Origin of the sequence: Intestinimonas massiliensis (ex Afouda et al. 2020) (genome assembly GCF_001244995.1) — a bacterium.
In the GTDB taxonomy this organism is placed as follows: domain Bacteria; phylum Bacillota; class Clostridia; order Oscillospirales; family Oscillospiraceae; genus Intestinimonas; species Intestinimonas massiliensis.
Genome location: NZ_LN869529.1, coordinates 311,071 through 332,015, shown reverse-complemented (window position 1 = coordinate 332,015; position 20,945 = coordinate 311,071). Strand labels below are relative to the sequence as shown.

At 60.1% G+C, this 20,945-nt stretch carries 18 protein-coding genes; 12 read left to right on the top strand and 6 right to left on the bottom strand.

What is annotated here, in order from left to right:
• Nucleotides 1–59: 59 nt before the first annotated feature.
• Entirely contained in the window at nucleotides 60–1,421 is a 1,362-nt protein-coding gene (locus BN2154_RS05720; RefSeq protein ID WP_050617914.1) for an SLC13 family permease, read from the bottom strand.
• A 435-nt stretch (nucleotides 1,422–1,856) separates the two neighbouring features.
• On the opposite strand from BN2154_RS05720, the gene BN2154_RS05715 reads away from it, so the two are divergent.
• A complete protein-coding gene (locus tag BN2154_RS05715; protein ID WP_050617913.1) occupies nucleotides 1,857–3,488 on the top strand; it encodes a PucR family transcriptional regulator in 1,632 nt (543 codons plus the stop codon).
• A 145-nt stretch (nucleotides 3,489–3,633) separates the two neighbouring features.
• Here the strand turns inward: BN2154_RS05715 and BN2154_RS05710 are convergent, their stop codons facing one another.
• Nucleotides 3,634–5,211, bottom strand: coding sequence for a recombinase family protein (locus tag BN2154_RS05710; protein ID WP_050617912.1), 1,578 nt, complete (start codon nucleotides 5,209–5,211; stop codon nucleotides 3,634–3,636).
• A gap of 21 nt (nucleotides 5,212–5,232) precedes the next feature.
• Nucleotides 5,233–5,781, bottom strand: coding sequence for a dipicolinate synthase subunit A N-terminal domain-containing protein (locus BN2154_RS05705; RefSeq protein WP_094762380.1), 549 nt, complete (start codon nucleotides 5,779–5,781; stop codon nucleotides 5,233–5,235).
• A 139-nt stretch (nucleotides 5,782–5,920) separates the two neighbouring features.
• On the opposite strand from BN2154_RS05705, the gene BN2154_RS05700 reads away from it, so the two are divergent.
• The 5 genes from BN2154_RS05700 (at nucleotide 5,921) to BN2154_RS05680 (ending at nucleotide 9,619) form a co-directional block, all read left to right on the top strand.
• On the top strand, nucleotides 5,921–6,709 hold the full coding sequence (locus BN2154_RS05700) for a TIGR04255 family protein (protein WP_050617911.1): 789 nt from the start codon (nucleotides 5,921–5,923) through the stop codon (nucleotides 6,707–6,709).
• 277 nt (nucleotides 6,710–6,986) lie between these two features.
• Nucleotides 6,987–7,286 (top strand): transposase, encoded by a 300-nt coding sequence (locus tag BN2154_RS05695; protein ID WP_050617910.1) that lies wholly within the window; start codon nucleotides 6,987–6,989, stop codon nucleotides 7,284–7,286.
• A 423-nt stretch (nucleotides 7,287–7,709) separates the two neighbouring features.
• A complete protein-coding gene (locus BN2154_RS05690) occupies nucleotides 7,710–8,708 on the top strand; it encodes a ParB N-terminal domain-containing protein (protein WP_050617909.1) in 999 nt (332 codons plus the stop codon).
• 152 nt (nucleotides 8,709–8,860) lie between these two features.
• On the top strand, nucleotides 8,861–9,214 hold the full coding sequence (locus BN2154_RS05685; RefSeq protein WP_195892315.1) for a hypothetical protein: 354 nt from the start codon (nucleotides 8,861–8,863) through the stop codon (nucleotides 9,212–9,214).
• Nucleotides 9,215–9,220: 6 nt separating this feature from the next.
• Complete coding sequence (locus tag BN2154_RS05680) at nucleotides 9,221–9,619, top strand: hypothetical protein (protein WP_050617907.1); 399 nt, start codon at nucleotides 9,221–9,223, stop codon at nucleotides 9,617–9,619.
• A 47-nt stretch (nucleotides 9,620–9,666) separates the two neighbouring features.
• On the opposite strand, the gene BN2154_RS05675 is transcribed toward BN2154_RS05680, so the two are convergent.
• Nucleotides 9,667–9,885, bottom strand: a complete 219-nt coding sequence (locus BN2154_RS05675) for a hypothetical protein (protein ID WP_050617906.1) — start codon at nucleotides 9,883–9,885, stop codon at nucleotides 9,667–9,669.
• A 316-nt stretch (nucleotides 9,886–10,201) separates the two neighbouring features.
• Here BN2154_RS05675 and BN2154_RS05665 point away from each other — a divergent pair, with 316 nt between their 5' ends.
• The 4 genes from BN2154_RS05665 (at nucleotide 10,202) to BN2154_RS05650 (ending at nucleotide 14,081) form a co-directional block, all read left to right on the top strand.
• Nucleotides 10,202–10,609: a DUF5655 domain-containing protein gene (locus tag BN2154_RS05665; protein ID WP_050617905.1), complete on the top strand. Its 408-nt coding sequence runs from the start codon at nucleotides 10,202–10,204 to the stop codon at nucleotides 10,607–10,609.
• Nucleotides 10,610–10,988: 379 nt separating this feature from the next.
• A complete protein-coding gene (locus BN2154_RS05660; protein ID WP_050617904.1) occupies nucleotides 10,989–12,119 on the top strand; it encodes a DUF4317 domain-containing protein in 1,131 nt (376 codons plus the stop codon).
• Between the two features lie 25 nt (nucleotides 12,120–12,144).
• Nucleotides 12,145–12,933 carry an inositol monophosphatase family protein gene (locus BN2154_RS05655; RefSeq protein ID WP_050617903.1) on the top strand — a complete coding sequence of 263 codons (789 nt, stop codon included), beginning with the start codon at nucleotides 12,145–12,147 and terminating at the stop codon, nucleotides 12,931–12,933.
• A 392-nt stretch (nucleotides 12,934–13,325) separates the two neighbouring features.
• On the top strand, nucleotides 13,326–14,081 hold the full coding sequence (locus BN2154_RS05650; RefSeq protein WP_050617902.1) for a 4Fe-4S binding protein: 756 nt from the start codon (nucleotides 13,326–13,328) through the stop codon (nucleotides 14,079–14,081).
• Between the two features lie 56 nt (nucleotides 14,082–14,137).
• Here BN2154_RS05650 and BN2154_RS05645 read toward each other — a convergent pair whose 3' ends face one another.
• Both BN2154_RS05645 and BN2154_RS05640 read right to left on the bottom strand, forming a co-directional pair.
• The gene (locus tag BN2154_RS05645; RefSeq protein ID WP_050617901.1) at nucleotides 14,138–15,484 is read right to left on the bottom strand and encodes a HAMP domain-containing sensor histidine kinase; all 1,347 of its coding nucleotides are present in this window, start codon (nucleotides 15,482–15,484) and stop codon (nucleotides 14,138–14,140) included.
• A 1-nt stretch (nucleotide 15,485) separates the two neighbouring features.
• Nucleotides 15,486–16,199 (bottom strand): response regulator transcription factor, encoded by a 714-nt coding sequence (locus BN2154_RS05640; protein ID WP_050617900.1) that lies wholly within the window; start codon nucleotides 16,197–16,199, stop codon nucleotides 15,486–15,488.
• Between the two features lie 234 nt (nucleotides 16,200–16,433).
• Between BN2154_RS05640 and BN2154_RS05635 the strand changes: the two genes are divergently transcribed.
• Both BN2154_RS05635 and BN2154_RS05630 read left to right on the top strand, forming a co-directional pair.
• The gene (locus BN2154_RS05635) at nucleotides 16,434–18,566 is read left to right on the top strand and encodes an efflux RND transporter permease subunit (RefSeq protein ID WP_050617899.1); all 2,133 of its coding nucleotides are present in this window, start codon (nucleotides 16,434–16,436) and stop codon (nucleotides 18,564–18,566) included.
• 16 nt (nucleotides 18,567–18,582) lie between these two features.
• Complete coding sequence (locus BN2154_RS05630) at nucleotides 18,583–20,943, top strand: hypothetical protein (RefSeq protein WP_050617898.1); 2,361 nt, start codon at nucleotides 18,583–18,585, stop codon at nucleotides 20,941–20,943.
• The last annotated feature ends 2 nt before the right edge of the window (nucleotides 20,944–20,945 follow it).

Here is a 20,945-nt window from a genome sequence, read left to right as displayed (position 1 = left end):
GGGCCCGCCCCCAGCCGCCGGCCCGGGGGCGGCGGCCGGAAGGGGCCGGGTTGCTTCTCTTAGAAGGGGAAGGCTCCGGAAAGGCCGCCCACGATGGCCAGAAAGATGCCCAGGCCCCAGGTAGGCAGGAAGCAGTACTTCAGGTTGTCCTTCATCTCCACGCCGCACAGGCCAAGGGCCAGGTAGGGAGTGGGGGCCACCAGGCACAGGTTGACAGCCACACAGGCGCCCACGGTGCAGGCGGCGGCGCCGGCCAGCATGGTGCCGCCATAGGCAATCGCCATGTTGCCGAAGATGGGGGCCATGACCATGTACAGGGTGTCGGAACCCACGGCCATGGACAGGGGCACGGACAGCAGGGCGATGATGAAGGTCAGGTGGGTGCCCATGGACGCGGGAACCAGGCTCATCAGGGTGTCGGTCATGGCGTTCATCATGCCGGAATCCTTCATGACTCCCACCAGCATGCCGATGGAAAAGATAATCATGACCATGTTCAGGGCGTTGGAGCCGTGTTTTTTGATCTGGGAGGTCATCTCCTTGGCGTCCTTGCAGTTGACGATCAAAGCGATGGACAGGCCAATCATAAAGGCCACATTGGTGTTGATCCAGCCCATCAGCAGGCAGACCACCAGCACCACCAGGAAGGCCATATCAAAGAACAGCACGCCCTTGCTGACCTTCAGCACAGGGTCATTGAGCTTGAGCATGCCGGATTTCAGCTCGGCGAATTCCTCATCGGTCATGCCGCAGCCGCGCTTTTTCAGGATGGGGCCCACGATGAAGACGGAAGCGAACAGCAACACCAGGCCCACGACCTGGGTGGGCAGCAGGGCGGTCCAGATCTCGCGGGCCTCCACGCCGGTGGAGGCGGAAACGCGAGCCAGGGCCGAGGTCCAGGGCAGCATGTTCTCCACGCCGGAAACCAGAGCCACATAGGTCAGCAGAATGATGGGGCTGATGCGCATTTTCTTGAACAGGGGAAGCATGGTGGGCGCGGTGATCAGCCAGGTGGTGGCGCCGGAGCCGTCCAGGTGGGAGATGGCGGTCAGCAGGCAGGTCATCAGCAGAATCATGCTGACGTTGTTGCCGATGTATTTCATGACCTTGGACACGATGAAGTCAAACATGCCCGCGTCGCCCAGCACGTTGAAGAACACCACGGCAAAGGTGAACAGGGCGGCGGTGTTCAGCGTGCTGTTCAAGCCGGTGCTCAGATAGCCCTGGAGGGTCTTGAGGCACATGAGCAGGTCCATGGGAGCGGCCACCTCGGCCTTGGGGGGCACCAGATAGCCCATCAGGCCCAGGATGATGACAGCGATGGTAGGCAGAATGACAAGGATGGGGGGCAGGGCTACCTTGCCCCAGATAATCAGGGCCACCATGGCGATGACCAGAATGAAACCAACTGCGGATAACATGATAATAGCACTTCCTTCCTCAATTTCTCTTTCAAAAATGGGCTCTTCTCTCCATCAATTCCAGAACATATGGGCCGGCTTGTGAATTGCTCCGAACCTCCCTCCATCTTCAAATTTTCTCCGCATACACGTTATTTTTTTGTGCACCTTTACCTTATCACACCATACAACCACTTGGGTAGATGTGGCCTGCATAAAAACGAGCGTCAACATATGTTCATCTTGCACATAACGGCTTCCCAGGCCTCAACTATGAATTTTGCCCACTTTTATAGCAGTTTTTGCAATATTTTTGAATATTTGCTTGCTATTTTTTAGATTTGCTCTATAATAGAGTTGTCAAGCGCCCTTTACACTGCGGAGCACACAAATTTCGCATCCTATTCATGTGCAATATGCACATTTATCATTTTGCTTGGGATGGAGTGATGTCGCATGGGCCTGTATACACCCGCCATGTTGTCGTATTGGCTCGGGGATGCCGTTTTGGACGTCCGCCCCGGGGCCGCGGAGCCGCACTGCGAGGGAGGCATCAAGCTGCTGGATCAGGGGGAATCCGTCCTGCGTGCCGAGTGTCTGTATATCGGCACAGCGCAGGCGGTGACACATGCCCTCGCCTGCGGCAGGCTGCCTCAGGAATGCCTTCTGATCGTTTCCAGCGGCAGGTGCGGGGCCGAAATGCTTCCAGATGTGCTTACGCTGATTGAGACCAACCTGCCTCTGCTGGAGCTTTACAACTGTGTCCAGGAGCATGTCCACCGTTTTATCGCCTGGGACTCCAGCCTTCACGAGGTGGTCTACAACAACGCCGGGCTTCAGGAACTGCTCCAAAGGGCCTCTTCTGAGCTGCACGCCACCATCCTGCTGGTCAACACCGGCTACAAGCACATCGCTTCGGTCTACTGCCCCATGGTCCAGGACCCTACCGCCGACGAGCTCCGGGACAATGGGTATCAGTCCTTCGATACCATCCAGGCCGTACGCCGTGAGACACCGGTCCGGCGCGGAACCTATGGTGAGTTTGTCGAGTACATCTCTCAGGTCAGCCATAACTACACCATCGTCCGGCTTATCCGCTATCAGGACACCCTGGCTGCCCGGCTGTGCATCATTCTGAACGGACCGGAGCCCAACCGATGCTATTCGGACCTGAGCTCTATCCTGGCCGGTTATGTGACGGAATACATGTTCAGCAATCAGGGGGTGGATTATGGCAGCAATGCCGCCTTCGGCAGCCTGGCGGCCGACCTGATTGAATGCCGCCTGACCGACCCCGATGAGCTGGAGCAGCGGCTCAAGCAGATCCAGTTGGCTGTGCGCCGGTACTACCACGTCATTGTGGTCGCTTTCGACACCGACCAGGACCGAAGCACCATCCCCTGGAACTACATCATTAGCCAGTTGGAACAGGTCTTTCCCTTCAGCAACATCACCACCTACCACGGCGAGATCCTGATGGTGGTACGTAAGACGAAGCGCGGCAGCCGCATCTCCTTTGACCGGCAGAAGCTGCTGACCATTCTGGAGCACTATAACGGGTATGCCGCCATCGGGAATACCTCGGAATTCCTTACTTCCCTGCCCCCGGTCTACCACCAGGCCAGAGATGCCCTGCGTCTGGGCCGGGCGATGGACCCCGGCCAGCGCATCTTATACTATGAGGACTACAGCATGTACCAGATGATCGAGCTGGCGGCGGAATCCGCCCGCCAGAAGCTGGGCAGCCGGAACCTGGTCCACCTGTGCAACAACGAAACCGTAGCTCTGCTCCTGCACGACAACAAGACGGGCGGCAATCTGCTGGATTTTCTATATACCTATCTGCTGCATGAGCGCAACGCCACCGAGACAGCCAAGGCCCTTTACATACACCGCAATACGGCCCTGTATAAAATCCGCAAGATCGAAGAGATCATCGGCGGCAGCCTGGACGACCCCATCCTGCGGGAGCGCCTTCTGTTCAGCTATCACGTATTGGAGTACATGACGCGTTACCGTAAGGAGGATATCCTGACCCTCAAACGCACCCGCTCGGAGGATTACCCCAGCAACTCCGTCCCGGTATAGAAGCGGATGCCCAGGGTTCACATGCGGGTTCGGCTTTCAATGTACTCCGGTCCGGATAATAGAAATTGGTGCCCAGCATGGAACCAAAAGCCCGAGGATTCCGCGTAATGCGATCGTCACGCACACGCTCATCTTTCTTTCCCAATTACTCCCGCTCCCTCGGCTCCGACAGACACGCCCGCACCGCGACCGTATACTCCGCCCCCGTTCCCCGCCCCTCAGCGCGGACCCGAAACCGGACGGGGAGTTCCGCCACCTCCACCAGGAGGTCCTCCGGGTAAACCGTGACGCGCTGGACCGCCTCATCCAGAAAGGCGTCCCCGTCCTCCAGCTCCCGTTCCAGCCGGGCCCGGATCTCCGCCTCGTCCTCCGTTACGGAACTCCGTTCCCACTGCGCCAGTTCCGCCTCCAGCCTCTGCATCTCCCCCTCACATCGAGAGATCGCCCGATGCATGGCCGCACGATCCAAGTCTCCGTCCAGAAAAGCCTCCACCGCCCGCTCCCTTCGGGCTCCCTGGCGCCGGAGGGCCTGCCGAATCTTCTCCGGAGTGCCGTCCGGCTGCCGCCAGGCCCGCCATGCGCCCAGCAGCTCCTCCAGCATGGCCCTGCGGTCCAGGGCCAGCCGTTCCAGAACATACTGGGTACAGGCGAAGAGCTCCTCCGCGCGGACCGCCCGCATCTGGCAGCCCCCACTCCCCTCCAGCCGTCCCCGGCAAACAAAGCGCCGGTACTCAGTCCCGTCCGGACGCCGGGTCCGCTTCAAGGTCAGGCTTCTCCCACAGGCGCCGCAGCGGATTTTCCCCGAGTACCAGTAGCGGGCGGAAAAACGGTTTCTGTCCGCCGTCAGGCGCGAACGCCGCGCCAGCTCCTCCTGCACAGCCTGAAACTGGCTCCGGCTGACGATGGCCTCGTGGTGGTCCCGCAGGCAGAATTGCTCCTCCGCCCCGTCGTTGACGATCTTCCGGTGGGTCAGGTGGTCTGTGGTGCGGTACTTCTTTTGCAGCAGATCGCCGCAGTATTTTTCGTTTTTCAGCAGGCGCAGCACCATGGCAGAGGACCAGGCCCCTCCGGAGCGCAGCGGGGGGCGCACGCCGCTCTCCGTCAGCTCCCGGGCAATGATGTGGCTCCCCTTGCGCTCGGTCAGGAATTTGCGGTATACGGCGCGCACCACCTCGGCCTGTTCCGGCTGGATCGTCAGCCGCCCGTCGCTCAGAGTATAGCCATATAGGGAGTTGTTTCCAAACGCCACCCCGCGCTTCATGGCCTGGAGCTGTCCCCAGCGAGTCCGTTCCGAGACCTTGCGGCTCTCTTCCTGGGCCACGCTGGCCATGATCGTCAGCCGGAATTCCCCGTCGTTCTCCCGGGTGTCGATGTTGTCGTTGAGGAAGAGGACCCCCACGCCACGCCCCTTGAGCTGCCGGGTGATTTGAAGGGCATCCACCGTATTGCGGGCGAAACGGGAGACCTCTTTGGTAAGGATCAGGTCGATACCACCCGCCATCGCCCGCTGCACCAGCTCGGCAAACTGTGGACGGCGCTTGACCGAGGTTCCGGACAGCCCCTCGTCCGCGAAGATGCCGGCAAAGGCCCATGCTGGATGGTCAGCGATATACTCCTGGAAGAATCGGCGCTGGGCGGCAAGGGAGTTGAGTTGATCCTCCTTATCGGTGGAAACGCGGCAGTAAGCGGCTACCCGCAGGGGCGCCCGCTCGCTGTGGGACACTGTGCTTTCCCAAATACTTTTCTATCTGTTTTCACTGGCGTGCCTCCTCCCATGCTGCATCCGGTTCACCGGGACTGCCGTGCGCTCTTTCCACCGTAGGAGTATATGAGAGGTCCGGCCGATTCCATGCCGGACCCCGCTGCAGTTCCCAGTCCTGTGTCCCACCGCAAACGCGGTGGGCACCGCATTGGCCACCGCCAGCTCTTCCCGGGCGAAGTAGTCGTATAATCGGAGCTCGTACCGCTCTGCCAGGGCCTCCAGCTCCGGCGTTACCCGGCCCGCGCAGACCACCTGCCCCGGCCGCAGGGCGTCCATAACCTCCTCCAGGGCGGTCTCCCGACCCGACATGGGGGCGTTGAGCATCCCCCCCTCCCCTGCGGCGGGGAGCGGCAGGATCACACAGTCGGCCAGAACGGCGTCCTCCAGGCTGTCCTGTGGGTCAGGCACAGGCTCCGGCGCCCGGTCCAGGGCATAGGTATGTACCGTGTGGCCGTCGTCGCTGAGCTGTTCGGCCAGCTTGGCCTGTCGCATATCTCCGCCGACGACCCAGAAATTCAGTTCATGTCTCATGGGCATTCCCCTCCGTTGTTTCCGTGACTGTTCCATCCTATTCAAGGAAGAAAAAAGGGTGCGCACCGTTTGACTTCTTCTGGCAGAGCAGGTACAATAGGCTCATCGAGTCATTTTTCCACGGAAGGAGCCGGGTACCATGCTCTTCGGACATTACGACCGCTATCAATATGCCAAAAGCCCGCTGGTGGAGGTCATCTGCCAGCTCCGCTTCCCCACCATTCTCTCCATCGGCAGCCAGGAGCCCGCCGCTTTTCAGGAGGCCATCCGGCGCGAATTCCCCCGCTACGCCGTCCGGCAGGAACAGCCCGCTCCCCGGGTGGTGGGCGCAGGCGGTCCGGCCCCCAAGCTGGAGGCCCAGCCCCCTGTGACCAACTACAATTTCGTCTCTGCTGACGGCCTATGGAAGCTCAATCTGACGAAAGACTTCATCGCCCTGTCCACCCTGGGCTACCACTGCTGGGAGGACTTTGCCCAGCGCCTGGACAAGCCTCTGGCCTCCTTCATCCAGCTCTATCAGCCCGCTTTTTTTGAGCGCATCGGTCTGCGGTACGTCAACGCCGTCTCCCGCAAGGCCCTGGGGCTGGAGGACGTCCCTTGGGTCTCCCTCATCCAGCCCGCCTTCCTGGGGGTCCTGGCCGAGCTGGACGTGGACGAGCAGGCGGCCAGCCGCTCCTCGGTGGACGCCCACCTGGCCCTTCCAGAAGGCCAGCGTCTGAAGCTCCACGCCGGTCCCGGTCTGCTGGGTGGCGGGAAAAAGGACCCGGAGATTAAATTTATCCTGGATGGGGATTTTTCCGTCGCCGGCAGCCTCTCTGCCGACCGGGTCCCGGCTGTCTTGGAGGGGCTCCACGGACATGCGGTACGCCTGTTCCGTGGGGCTGTCACCTCTGACCTCCACACCGCTATGGGCCCTGAGCCCCTATAACTGCCAGACCAAACGGGGCATTTGACCGGTGTACGTCTGGAAAAGTCCGGTTGCCGTACAGGCAAAGAATTCCGGTAAAATGGGCCGGCCATAAGCGTGAAAAATCCCTGTTTGGCTGGAAAAGCTGCGCCGTACGGCGCAGCTTTTCCAGCCAAACAGGGATTTTTTGAATCGCAGAGTGTGAATAAAAATTGCGATAAGGTAAAATAAGGGACCAGTTGACAAAGTGGCGTATAAACCCTTCCTATGGTACAATAACGATAGGGAGGGATGCTGCATGATGGGATACCAAAGCAGACAAATGGCAATGATTTTCGTGGATATGGAGTCATTAATCCCGGAAAACCACCTGCTGCGGAAAATCGACCGGATGGTATCCTTCGACTTCATCTATGATCTTCTGGCGCCATATTATCCGGCAACAGGTCGCCCATCCATCGACCCTGCCAGTATGTTTAAAATGCTCTTGATGCCTCCCTGCTTAAGGAATATTTTCCGGATAAGCAGCAAGTTCGTACTCAAAAGTTTTTCGGGCTCCAAAAATATTTGCGTCGGTGGACAAAGGGATACACAATAAAACAACCAAATATGGACTGCCAACCTACTGAAATTACCGCCCTAATGAGACACAGGGCGGTTTTTTCATAGGCAGAGGAAGGAGGTATCCCTACAAGCGGGGCTTGACTGCAAAAAGTCAGGCCTTGTTCATAGCGTGCAACTCCTCATCGTAGATTTGTCTTTTGGCGTCCAGCCATTTCATCATTGCCGATCCAATCTATTTGATGACACGGGCGCACCGGTGTGGTGGCTCAACCTGCATAAATCGAATGCTGCGAATGAGAGGCTGGCTGACGGACTTTCATACGGACGCAATGGTCCTTGGAGGAAAACATCAGGCCAAGACTCTCTCATTCTAACAGTTTAGGCAACAATGCGGAAAAAGACACGGCTGGCTGCCGTGCCTTAACCCGTAAATGTATTGTAATAGGAGGAAATGCGAATGGCCGATGAAAAAGCAAAAATCGTAACTGACGCAACCGGGCCGGGCTCTACCCCTGCCCAGCCCGAAGCGGGCGCGCAGGTTCCTAAGCAGGAGCAGCCCACTTCCGAGGCTTCCGCCCCGGATAAGTCTAAAGCTCCCGAGCAGGAGGCCACAGCTTCACAGGACAAGGCCGCAGACGCTCCCAAGGAGCAAAAAACCGCCAGCGTGTCGGTTTTCAATTTCTCTGAAATTATGGCCGAGAAGAAGGCCACAGAACGGGCTGCCGCCCAGCAGGAGGCGAAAGCCCCGGAAAAAGCGGCTTCTACCGTCCCCTCCAAGGAAAACGGACCGAAACAGGAGGAACAGGCCCAGCCCCCGAAACGCCGGGGCCGTCCGCCAAAGACAGACAAGGAAAAAACTGCCGCTCCCGGACAGAAGGAGGCTCCAGCGAAAAAAGACAAAGCCGCTCAAAAATCAGGCCAGACTAAGAAAGCCGAAAAGAGTGTTCCCGCTGGCAAAGCGGAGAAAACTCCCAAGCCTGCCAAGGGTACGCCCGAGGTAAAGACTCCCGTTCAGACTGAAACGCCTGCGACTTCTGCCGAGGCTCCCCGTCCGGGCAAAGAGGAGCAGATTGTTTATATCAAGCTATCCGAGCTCCACGCCTTCAAAAATCATCCCTTCCAAGTCCGTAATGACGAGGAAATGAAGGCTATGGTGTCCAGCGTCCGAGATAAGGGCGTGACCCAGCCCGCTATCGTCCGTCCCCGTGAGGACGGCGGGTATGAAATCGTGTCGGGCCACCGCCGCCAAAAAGCCAGTGAGCTTGCGGGCTTCGTGGATATGCTGCAAGAGCAGCTTGACGAGGATGACGCGTTGGACTTTGTCTGCGAGAACATTGAATACATAGTTAATCGGTGTACTCTTGACGACGCTTACAAAGAAGCAGAGCGCCCGCGGCTTGAAAAAGAAGTATTGCAGCCTTATTGGAGTAGGGCCGAGAAAACACATTCTCAGTAACGCGCTATCATAAAGAAAACTATGAACAACTACGAAGAAAATGAAGATGGTGTTCCCGAGAGGCAGCAAAGGTATTCACGCAAGACTTTGAATATGCTGTCTGCAAAAAAATATGTGAGTATATAGAGGATAAGTCATCTCCGCTTGCTGCTTTGCACCGAGGATTGGATGCACCTATTCAAACGGGAAAATGGTATGCTGACACTCAAGAAAAGGTGATTTCTGCTGACAACAAAATCACCTATTTGATGCTGCAACGAAAGCAACAGGAAACTCGCCTCAAAGCGCTCAAAAAACCGAAAGGAATGAAGCAGGGATTAGCCTTGTTTGCGCTCTTCTCTGCGGTAAATATTGTCTATCCCTTGAGTCTCTCCCCGTATGTAACCGAAAATTATCAATGCTATCTCCAGACAAAGATATTTGCTGTTTCAGCGTTTGCCGTTGGATTGGCGTTGATTATGATGTATTTAGTTTATCTGCTTCATTGGAGCAACAAAAAGAAGTGATGATTTATGTTTGACTATCTGTTTTCTACTGCCATGGAATCACAGTTTCCTATCCTGTGGTCTGTGATTTCCCTATGGCTTGCTGGTAAATGCATATACAACTTTATACGAAAACGCTATATCGAGTTAGACCTATATGAAGCTGGTACCGAATTTCAGATGACAGCCATAGCTTTAATTGCTTCTGCTCCATTTGTAGCTTTAACTGGTTTTACTCCGATAGTGGGGATCAGCTTAAACATTGCGTTGCGGCTTACGGAGAACATGGTCTTAATGCCCGTTCTGACTCATATTCTTGCATATTTTATTAGGTGTTTGTTTGCGTGCATTGTTGAGGTAGCATTTTGCTCTGCTGCATGGAATTTTTATTTGCGGAAATATATGGACAGGAAAGTCCAGTCATAAGAAACGCCGCCCGGCTCGGGCGGCGTTAAGTTCAATATGAAATTGATTTAAAATAAAAACCTTGCTTGACAACTTGGATTAAATTTTAGATTAGATTTTTTCGCGGTGGCCTTCGTTCCACATTTTTCATCGACATCGGCCATCATCAGCTTTAACAGGATGTCCGACATACTTTCACCGTTTTTATCATAACGGGGCTCCACGATAAAAACGCGATTGCCGATCTCATATCTTTGCAGCTCACCAGCTATATATTCTTTCTCCATACTCAACACCCCCTTTCGCTATGGAACAAGGAAATTATACCATGTGGAAAGGGGATTGCGGCATCAATGAAGCCTATGGGTTTGTCGGCTTTTGGTGGGGTGTCCCGCGTATTGAACGCTCTATTGGCCCGATTTAGAGGGGTATGTAACCGATCTAACCGGGAGAGCGCTTGAATGGCATTCAAGAGGTCAGCGGTTCGATCCCGCTTATCTCCACCACAAAGAGCCTTGCAGTGTTTACTGCAAGGTTTTCTTTGCTTTTCAAGCGGTCAAAGGCATGGTATGATAGAATCACCTTTGTTTGGAGGTAAACGCTATGTTAACGCCTGCGCATTATGAAGCTGACGTTCTGTTTTTCTTTGACGGCAAGCCTTTGGAGCACTCGCTGTATGAGGCGCTGTTACAACAGCTAGACGCGGTGTTCCCGGATACCTCTGTCAAGGTGCAAAAAAGCCAGATCAGCTTTTATGCCAGACACCTCTTTGCCGCCGTATCGCTTCCAGTGCGCCGCCGGAAGAGTTGGCCGGAGCACTGCCTGCTTGTCACCTTCGGGCTGTCCCACCGGCTGTCCGCGCCCCGTATCGCCGTGGCTACAGAACCGTACCCCAACCGCTGGACACACCATGTGGTGGTGGATCAGGAGGGGCAGCTTGATGCCGAACTGCTGGGCTGGCTGAGGGAGGCTTATGTATTTGCAGAACAAAAAGGAAGGCACCCCTCATAAGGCCTGCGTTCCGCCGCCCCTACTGCCGTGGTGCAGAGAATGCAGGCAGCGGCAGACCTGCTGGAGGCCCACAAGATGGGTCCCTGTGTGGGGATTTTGATCGGACAGAGTCGGCTGCCAGCACAGAGGTCCTCAATCAATGGACGGATAAGGACACGGTCGCCGGGGCAGCACGTGCCCACTGCTCCTGAGGGGACATCGCCGCAGCGGGGCAGTCGGCAGGGATTGACAGATCTGTCTCCGGAGCTCGGGGATCCATTGCCTCTTTCCACCGACCGGGCTTTGTTTTATAATGGAGGGCCGGGAGACCGCCCAAAGCGGTCTTCCGGCCAATCCATTCCAGCCGGACGGCACTCCGTCCGAGAAGAAAGAGGCAGCTATGAACGAGAAAGAAATCGCAGAAATCCGCCGGCGTTTCCGGCCGGATAAGAACAACATCACCCATGTACGGGGCTGCTACGTCAACGAAAAGCGGGAGATCGTCTCTGAGTTTGATCCGTCCCTGGCCCTCATGTCCCAGGAGGAGTCGGAAAAATTCCTGGCCATTCTCAAGCGCACCCTGTCCGGCACCCCCGGCAAACACCTCATCGACCTCTCCTTCACCACTCAGCAGGTGGTGGACAGCGACGAGCACCGGCTCCTCATGGCCCTGCGGGGCTCCGCACTGAAGGACGAGGCCGCTGTGGGAGAGTTCTTCCGGCGCGTCATTCAGGGCCTGGCCCTAGAGGGCAACTACCTCATCCTGCTGGCTCACGACGCCTATGACGTGCCCTACCGCTCCAGAGACGGCGAGACCCAGGCCGACGCCTCATCGGAGGTCTACTCCTACATCCTGTGCAGCATCTGTCCGGTGAAGCTGACCAAACCCGCCCTGAGCTACCACGTCCATGAAAATCAGTTCCATGCCCTGGGAACCGACTGGGTCGTGTCCGCGCCGGAACTGGGCTTTCTCTTCCCCGCCTTTGACGACCGCAGCACCAACCTCTACAACTCCCTCTACTACACCCGGGACATCGCGGAGAACCATGCGGAATTCGTGGACGCCGTGTTCCGCAGCCCGGTCCCCATGCCCGCCGCCGCCCAGAAGGAGACTTTTCAGTCCATCCTGGGGGACACCCTGGCCGAGGACAGCCGGTATGAGGTGGTCCAGGCCGTCCACGAGCAGCTCTGCGGTATGATCGAGGAGCACAAGGCGGGCAGGGAGACCGAACCGCTGGTCATCTCCAAGGGGACGGTGAAGTGTATGCTCAAATCCTGCGGCGTGGCCGATTCCCATGTGGCTACCTTTGACCAGCAGTACGACGCCGCCTTCGGCGCCGACACCGACCTGAGCCCCCGGAACCTGGTGGACGCCAAGCAGCTTGAGCTCCGCACCCCGGATGTGACCATCCACGTGAATCCGGAGCACAGCGACCTGGTGGAAACCCGTGTCATCGACGGGAAGCGGTACATCCTGATCCGGGCCGACGACGGCGTGGAGGTCAACGGCGTCAACGTACACATCTCCTGACTGCTCTTTGAAAGGGGACATTTTGATGATTCAGAACCGAAAAGCCCTGCTTGGGCCGCTGTCCGAGGCCGTGCGGCAGGCCGGACGCCTGTTTGACGACCGGGCCATGGCCGGACAAATCCGCCAAAAGGGCCCGACGGATTTCGTCACCAGCGTAGACATATCCGTCCAGGCCCTTCTGAAGGCCCGCCTGGCTGAGCTGGCCCCGGAGGTGCAATTCATGGGAGAGGAACAGGACAACGCCGGGGTGGATTTCCGCCGCCCGGTCTGGATTCTGGACCCGGTGGACGGTACCACCAACCTGATTCACGGCTATCGGCACAGCGCGGTCTCGCTGGCCCTGTCCGACAGGGGTCGGGTGGTCCTGGGTCTGGTCTACGACCCCTATGCCGACGAGCTGTTCACCGCCGTACAAGGCAAAGGCGCCCGCTGCAACGGCGCGCCCATCCGCACCAGCGGCGCCCAAACCCTGGCCGAGAGCCTGGTGGACGTGGGGACCAATCCCAGCGACCGCCCCGGCGCCGACCGCACCTTCCGCTGGATGCGGGCCGTCTATGACCGCAGTCACGACATCCGGCGCATCGGCGCAGCCTCCATCGCCCTGTGCTATGTGGCCGCCGGGCGGGTGGACGGCTTCGTGGAGGGCGGCCTGAAGCCCTGGGACTACGCTGCCGGCATGTTGCTGGTACAGGAGGCCGGTGGGACGGTCTCCACCCCGGAGGGAACGCCCCTCTCTCTGTCCCGCGGCGGAGCTGTGGTGGCCTCCAACGGCCCCATCGGCCCGGAGCTTCTGGCCGTCATTCAGGGACTCTGAACCTGTTTTTACCAAAATGGACCGAACGCGCGCTTGAACCATAGTTTTTCCCATACAAAATAGCCTTTGCATTTTGGCCCCCGGTCCGATCAAGTAAAAGCCGTTCATATGGGCGCGTAGAATGGTTCAGCGCGAGATCAATGCACGGATCTCGCGCTGATTTTTTGTCTTGCGCCCCCACGCATGACGGAACGCTTCCGCGCCCACATCGTGGTCAACGTCCTGTGCACCGTCTCTCTCATGTCCACCTTCCTGACCGTCATCGGCACCTGATCGGCACCTGGATCGGCAGCCGGGGCCGCCGGAGAGGTCTGATCGCTCAGCAGGTTGCACCCCCGGCCCCGGAGTGTTATACTGTCCTTACACTTCCCATCACGAAAGGGGTCGTTTTTGTGCAAAAGCATCTCACTGTTGTCCACTTCAGCCCCACCGGCGGCACCCGCAGGGCAGCTCTGCTGCTGGCGGAGGGGCTGGCCGAGCGCATCGAAGAGCTGGACCTCACTCTCCCCACATCGACGGGCCGGGCCTTCGGCCCGCAGGACGCGGTCCTCTTTGCCGGGCCGGTCTTCGGCGGCCGGCTGCCCCCCCTCATGACGCAGCGGCTCAAAAACTGTACCGGCGAAGGTACGCCGGCCGTCACCGCCGCCGTCTATGGCAACCGTGCCTTTGATGACGCCCTGCTGGAGCTGAACGACTGCGTAACGGCCCAGGGCTTCCGGGTGGTGGCCTCCGCCGCGCTGGTAGCGGAGCACTCCATCTCTCGGGCCGTGGCCGCCGGGCGGCCCGACGGGGCGGACCGGGAGCAGCTTCTGGGCTTTGCCCCCGCCATCCTCCGCAAACTGGCCTCCGGCGGCGATATTTCGGTTCCCGGGAACCGTCCCTACCGGGCGTGGACCCCCTCCCGGGCCGTCCCCGCCGTGTCGGAGACCTGCACCGCCTGTGGCCAGTGCGCCGCCCAGTGCCCCGCCCGGGCCATCTCCCCGGACGACCCGAAGCACACCGATCCGGAGCGCTGCTTTTTGTGCATGCGCTGCATCGCCCGATGCCCTCAGCACGCCCGGACCTATCCGGCCAAGGCCCAGGCCATGGTGGACCAGCGCCTCGCCCCTCTCCGGACCGTCCGGCGGGAAAACGAGCTGTTCGTGTGACCGGCACGCCCAAAAGACGCCTCTTGCCCCGCGGGGCAAGAGGCGTCTTTTGGGCTTCAAAACTTCACGCACGGCAGGCTAGCTCGGATGAGCAGCCCGCCGGTGGGGACATTTTCGGCGCTGATGCTGCCGCCGTGGGCCCGGATGATGCTCTTGCAAATGGACAGTCCCAGGCCGGAGACCTTCCGCCCCGGGTCGGAGGTATACAGCGGCTCGAAAATCTGCTGGAGCAGCGCAGGCGCCACACCCCTGCCGTTGTCCTGAAACAGCAGCACCAGCTCCTCTTCCTCCTTTTGGCACTGGAGCCGCAGCTCCAGATGGTCGCTTTCCGCGTGCTGAAAGCTGTTCCCAATTAAATTTCCAAGAAACCGGCGCATGTGCTCCCAGTTGCAGATGATCTGCTCCTGGGGACACCGGCAGTCCACCTGAAACGTCACCCCGGCGTCGGAGAGCTCGGCCTCGTACTCCTCCCGCAGCCGCCGGCACAGCTCCTCCGCCGTCATCAGCCGCATAGGGGCCGTGTCCCGCAAACCCACGTCCAGGTAATCGTCGAACTCATCCACCACGGACTTGATGCGCAGGGCCTTCTCATAAACCCGGTCCAGGTACTGCCGCTGCTTTTCCGGGGGCAGGTCCGCTGAGTGCAGGCGCTCGGAATAGCCCAGCACCGAGGTCAGCGGGGTCTTGATGTCATGGGAGATGGAGGCAATGAGCTGGTGCTCGGCCTTTTCCTTGCACTCCAGCACCCCCGCCAGATCGGCAAAGGCGTTTTGCAGCTTGCCCACCTCGTCCTGCCGCTCGCTGCGCTCGGGCCGCTCTCCCCTTTCCGAGTAGCAGCGCATGGTCTTGCGCAGCCGGACGATGGGGTCCACCAGCACCAGGTACATGATGACCGCCACCACCAGAAACACGCAGACGTTGAAGGCGGCCAGACCAATCAGGGCCTCCCGCTGTAGGGAGCGGCTCAGCTCGTTGCGCTGCATGGCCCGCACCCACAGCAGCAGCTCCACCCGCCGCCCGCCGGTCAGCTCCACCTCTACGGCGGAGGCGGCCACCAGGCCCGCCTGGCTCTCCTCCGGCAGTCGGGCGTAAAGAAGCTCCTCCCCACCGCCCCGGACCGTACCGTAGAGGTCCCGCTCGGACAAATAGCGCTCCAGCGCCTGGAAATCTCCGTCGCAGCCCTCCAAAAAGGCGGCGGCCTGCCGGGCGTCCTCCTGCGCGTCAGAGAGCACCTGGTCGTAGGTATTCCCGGCGTACCGTCCCAGGTAGGCCAGAAAGCACCCGCACATCACGGCCCAGCTCAGCACCGCCAACGCTATCAGGGCCAGGAGCATCTTCCGGGACAGATGGGCGCTCAGCCAGCCTGCGCCGGGAAAACGCCCGCGTTTCGTTTTCTGTTCCATGTTACCCCTTCTCCGCCTCTTCCTCCGCGAACCCGCTCTGGGTCACGAAGCGGTAGCCGGAGCCCCACACCGTCTTGATGTAGCGCCACTCCGGGTCCAGCTTGCTGCGCAGGTTCTTGATGTTGATGGCCACGGTGCCTACGTCGCCGTAGTCGGTCCGCCACACGTCGTGGAAGATGCGGTCCCGGGACAGGGTCTCCCCGGCGTGGCGCATCAGATAGGTCAAAAGCTCCAGCTCCCGGGTGGACAGGGCCACCGGAGCCCCCGCCTTGGTCACCGTCAGCTTTTCCGGGTCCAGGCGAATGGCGCCGATCTGGATGGGGCCACCGGCGGGCCGGCCCGGGGCGGAGCGCTCCTGTCGCCGCAGATGGGCCTGCACCCGGGCGGCCAGCTCCTCCAGGGCAAAGGGCTTGGTCAGATAGTCGTCCGCCCCCAGGTCCAGCCCCTTCACGATATCCTTTACCGAATCCTTGGCGCTGAGGAACAGAATGGGGCAGTCCACCCGTCCCCGGATCTGCCGGCACACCTCCAGCCCGCTGAGGCCCTTCATCATAATGTCCAGCAAGATCAGGTCGAAGCGCCCCTCCTCCACACGCCGGAGCGCTTCCTCCCCGGAGCGGACGGCCGTCACCTCCAGGCCCTTCTCCTCCAGCACGTCGGAGACCAGCAAAAGAATGGATACGTCGTCGTCTACCAAAAGAATCTTCTCATGCATCCCGCCGCGCCTCCTTTCCCTCTGATGATACCACAGCCGGGCCAGGCCAAACCATGAAGAATCATTAAGATTAGAGTAGCTGCTTGCCCCCGGGCTGTCAAGCCTGTCCGTTTATTAAGAATTATAAGGATCGGCCCGGTTTTGTTGACTCTTGGACGGCGCGACACTAAGATGGAGGGGTCCTTAAGGCGGCCGGGCCCGGCCGCCGGTATCCGATTTGGGAAGGTGACTGCTTTGCTTGAGAAAATTGCCCACGCGCTGACACGGAAGCCAAAACTAGTGGTTTCGATTGCGGTCCTGCTTCTGATCCCCAGCATCCTGGGGGCCGTTGCCACCCGCATCAACTACGATATCCTGTCCTATCTGCCCGACGATCTGGATTCCGCCAAGGGGGAGGCTCTGCTGGAGGAGCCCTTCCACATGGCGGCCACCACCATGCTGATCGTGGAGGATATGCCCCCCGAGTACACCAACCAGCTCCAGAAAGAGGTGGAGCAGGTCCCCGGCGTCAGCAACGCCATCTGGCTGTCCAGCCTGGTGGGCATCCAGATCCCCCAGGAGATGATCCCCGCGGACATCCGAGACATCTTCTTCTCCGGCGACGCCACCATGATGATCGTCCAGTACGACCAGCCCGGCGCCTCGGAGGCCACGATGAAATCCATCGAACAGGTCCGCTCCCTGTGCAACAAAAACTGCTTTCTGGCCGGCTTCTCCGTCTTTATCAAAGACACCAAGGACCTGATTTCCCAGGAGATGCCGCTGTACGTACTGATGGCCGTGGCCCTGTCCATGATCGCCATGTGCGTGATGATGGAGTCTTGGGCGCTGCCGGTGGCCCTGATGTGCAGCATCGGCCTGGCCGTGATCTATAACTTCGGCACCAACTTCTTCAAGGGTGAGATCTCTTTCATCACCCAGGCCATCGCGGCGGTGCTGCAACTGGGCGTCACCATGGACTACTCCATCTTCCTCTACCACCGCTATGTGGAGGAGGTCCCCCGCCACGCGGACAAGCGGGACGCCATGGCCACCTCCATCGTGGCCGCCTTCAAGTCCCTGTCCGGCAGCTCCCTGACCACCATCGCGGGCTTTTTGGCCCTGTGCTTCATGCGGTTGACCCTGGGCATGGACCTGGGCATCGTCATGGCCAAGGGCGTGGTGCTGGGCGTGGCCACCGTGGTACTGGTGCTGCCCTCCATCCTGCTGCAGATGGACGGCGCCATCCGGAAATACCGCCATCCGGCTCTCAAGCCCAACTTCGAAAAGCTAAACGCCTTCGTGGTCCGGCACCGGCATTTCTTCGTGGGGCTCTTCCTGGTTCTGTTCCTCCCCGCCGTCTATTCCAACAACCACACGCAGGTCTACTACAAGCTGGACCAGTCCCTGCCCCAGGATATGCCCTCCATCGTGGCCACCGACAAGCTCAAGGATGAGTTCAACATGGCCTCGTCCCACTTCATCGTGATGCGGGACGACCTGAGCCGGGCCAAAATGAAGGAGCTGGAGGAGGCCATCGACGACATCCCCGGCATCACCAGCGTGGTGGCCTACGACAAGCTCATCAGCGGGACCATCCCGGACTTCTTCATCCCCGACGACGTGAAGGAGCTGTGCAAGGCGGAGGGCTATCAGATGCTGATGGTCAACTCCGAATACGTCACCGCCTCGAACGAGGTCTCCCAGCAGCTCGCCGAGCTGACCGAGCTGCTCCACACCTACGACCCCGGCGCCTATATCACCGGCGAGGCCGCCATGACCGACGACCTCATCACCGTGTCCGACTCCGACTTCCGGATCACAAGCTATCTGTCCATCCTCGCCATTCTCATCATCGTGGCCTTTACCTTCCGCTCCCTCACCGTTCCCATCCTGCTGGTGGCCACCATCGAGCTGGCCATCTTCATCAATCAGGGCATCCCCTACTTCACCGGAACGGTGATCGCCTTCGTGGCCCCCACGGTCATCGGCTGCGTCCAGCTCGGCGCCACGGTGGACTACGCCATCCTGATGACCACACGGTTCCAGGAGGAGCTGCAAAAGGGGAGGGACCGCAAGGAGGCCATCCAGATCGCCGCCGCTTCGTCCGACGTCTCCATCCTCACCAGCGCTCTGGTCTTTTTCTGCTCCACCCTGGGCGTTGCGCTGATCTCTACCATGGACATCGTCAGCAGCATCTGCCTGATGCTGTCCCGGGGCGCCATCATCTCCGCCCTGATCAGCATGTTCATCCTGCCCTCCGTGTTGGTGGTCTTTGAGCCCATCATCTCCAAAACCACCCTGTGGTGGCGGAAGGCCAAGCCGTCCAAGGCCTCCAAAGCATCCAAAACCGGCGAGGCCGCCCTCACCGCCGCCGAAAAACACTGAAAGGAGATCGTTCCCTATGAAAACCCCTTATCGGCGCCCCTTGGCGCTGCTCCTCGCCGCCGTTCTGGCCGCCGCCCCGCTGTGCACCTCCGCCCTGGCCGCGGGAGAGCTGGAGCCCGTCTGCGACGAGTCCTATTACGCCACCCTGGACTACTACGGCGGCCTGATGGACGCCAGCGTGGTCAAGAGCTACCAGACCAACGGCCACACCAGCCTTACTGATTACGGCACCTACGACGACATCATCAACCTCACCGACGACCGCACCCCCACCGTGTCTGACGGCACGGTCACCTTCGATCTGGGGGAGGACGCCCCGTCCCGGTTCTACTTCGAGGGCAAGACCCAGCAGCCCTTCCATGACCTGCCCTGGACCTTCTCGGTATCCTATAAGCTCAACGGCGCCCCGGCCCTGGCCGAGGACCTGGCGGGCAAGACCGGCCTGGTGGAGATCGACCTGGACGTGCTGCCCAACCCCAACGCCTCGGAGTACAGCCGCAACAACCTGGTCCTCACCGCCGCCACCGCCTTCAACGCCGACGACATCCTCTCCCTGGAGGCTCCGGGGGCCGAGGTCCAGCTCGTGGGCAACCTGCGCACCGTCCTGTTCATGGTCATGCCCGGCGAGGAGCAGCACTTTGCCATCCGGGTGGGCAGCGACGACTTCTCCTTCTCCGGCCTGGTGCTGCTGGCCGTCCCCGCCACCCTCCAGCAGCTCGACCAGATCGCGGATCTGCGGGAAGCCAAGGAAAAGGTGGAGGACTCCTACGACGCCATCAACGACAGTATGGACGTGATCCTCAACACCTTGGACGGCATGAGCGGCAGCCTCAACGCCACCGCCAGCGGCCTGGATCGGCTCAACGCCGCCCGGGGCACCATCTCCAGCGGCAAGGGGCAGGTCTACGACAGCGCCGACGCCGCTCTGGCCGACCTGGACGCCCTGAACGGGGCCCTGGCCCCCCTGAACGGCCACCTGGACACCGCCTCTCAGGCCCTGACCGACACCACCGGCACCCTCACCGCCCTGACGGAGAACGCCGTGGCCCTCAAGCCTGAGCTCTCCGCCGCCCGGAAATCCATCCAAAACCTCCAGTCCGACACCAAAAAGCTCAAGGAGCTGGCGGGCAGCATCGAGTCCTACAACAAGGAGGCCGCCCAGATCGCCGGGAACCTGGAGAACGACTTCAGCGATATGAGCGACGCCCTGGAGGACCTGGAGCGCAGCCTGGCCAAGCTGGAGAGCGCTCTGAAGGGCGCCAAGGGGGTCTCTGAGGTGGATACCATCCACATCGGCGGCTTTACCTCTTCGGAGCAGATCCTGGAAAAGCTGGAGGAGGTCCAGGCCGGAAAGGCCACCTACGACCAGATGCTGGCCGCCGGTCTGCTGCCGGAGGGCACCACCTTTGAGCAGTTTTTGATGATCCCCACGGAGATGGGCGGCCCCGGCAAGACCGCCGAGGAGGCCCAACTGGCCGTAAAGCTGCTGGAGATGTCCCAGGAAGCCGACTTTGAAGAGCAGCTCAAGCTGCTGGACACCGCCAACAGCGCCATCCCCGGGGTCAACGACAAGATCGACGAGGTTAACTCCCTGGTCTCCGGCCTGGCCAAGCCCACCGCCAACGTGGTGGACGACCTCCAGAGCCTCACCATCGCTCTGGGCGAGGATGGACTCAGCGACGACCTGACCCGCCTGTCCAAGCTGGCTTCCGACCTCTTAAAGGATTTGAAGGCCCATGAAGGGGATGCCGCCGGACTGCTGGACCACCTGGACGAGCTGGGCGACCTGGCCGGCCGGGTGACCCAAAACGCCGATACCGCCCTGGATCTGGTCCAGAAGCTGGACGACACCCTGAACACCTACGAGCCCCAGGCCCAGCAGGCCCTGACCGACGCCAAGGCCCTCTCCGACACCACCCAGGCGGCCCTGAAGGACACCCATGCCTTTCTCTCCTCGGCAGAAGCCCTGCTGAAGCAGAGCGGCCCCAGCCTGGATGACGGTCCCCGCCAGACCCTCAGCGGGCTCAGCGACGCCCTGCGGCGCTCCACCGCCGGACTGGAGCAGACCGGCACCATCCGCAACGCTAAGGACACCATTACCAGCCTCATCGACGACGAGTGGGACAGCCACACCGGCGGGGACAACAACCTGCTGCTGATGGACGCCGGGGCGGGCCCGGGCTCCCTCACCTCGGCGCAGAACGGCAATCCCCAGAGCGTCCAGTACATCATGCGTACCCAGGAGATCAAGGCGGACGAGGAGGAATCCCAGCAGACCCTCTCCCAGCAGAGCGCCGATCAGGGCACCTTCTGGAGCCGCGTCGCCGCCATGTTCCGGGACTTCTGGAATGCCATCACCGGCCTGTTCCGCAAATAAAG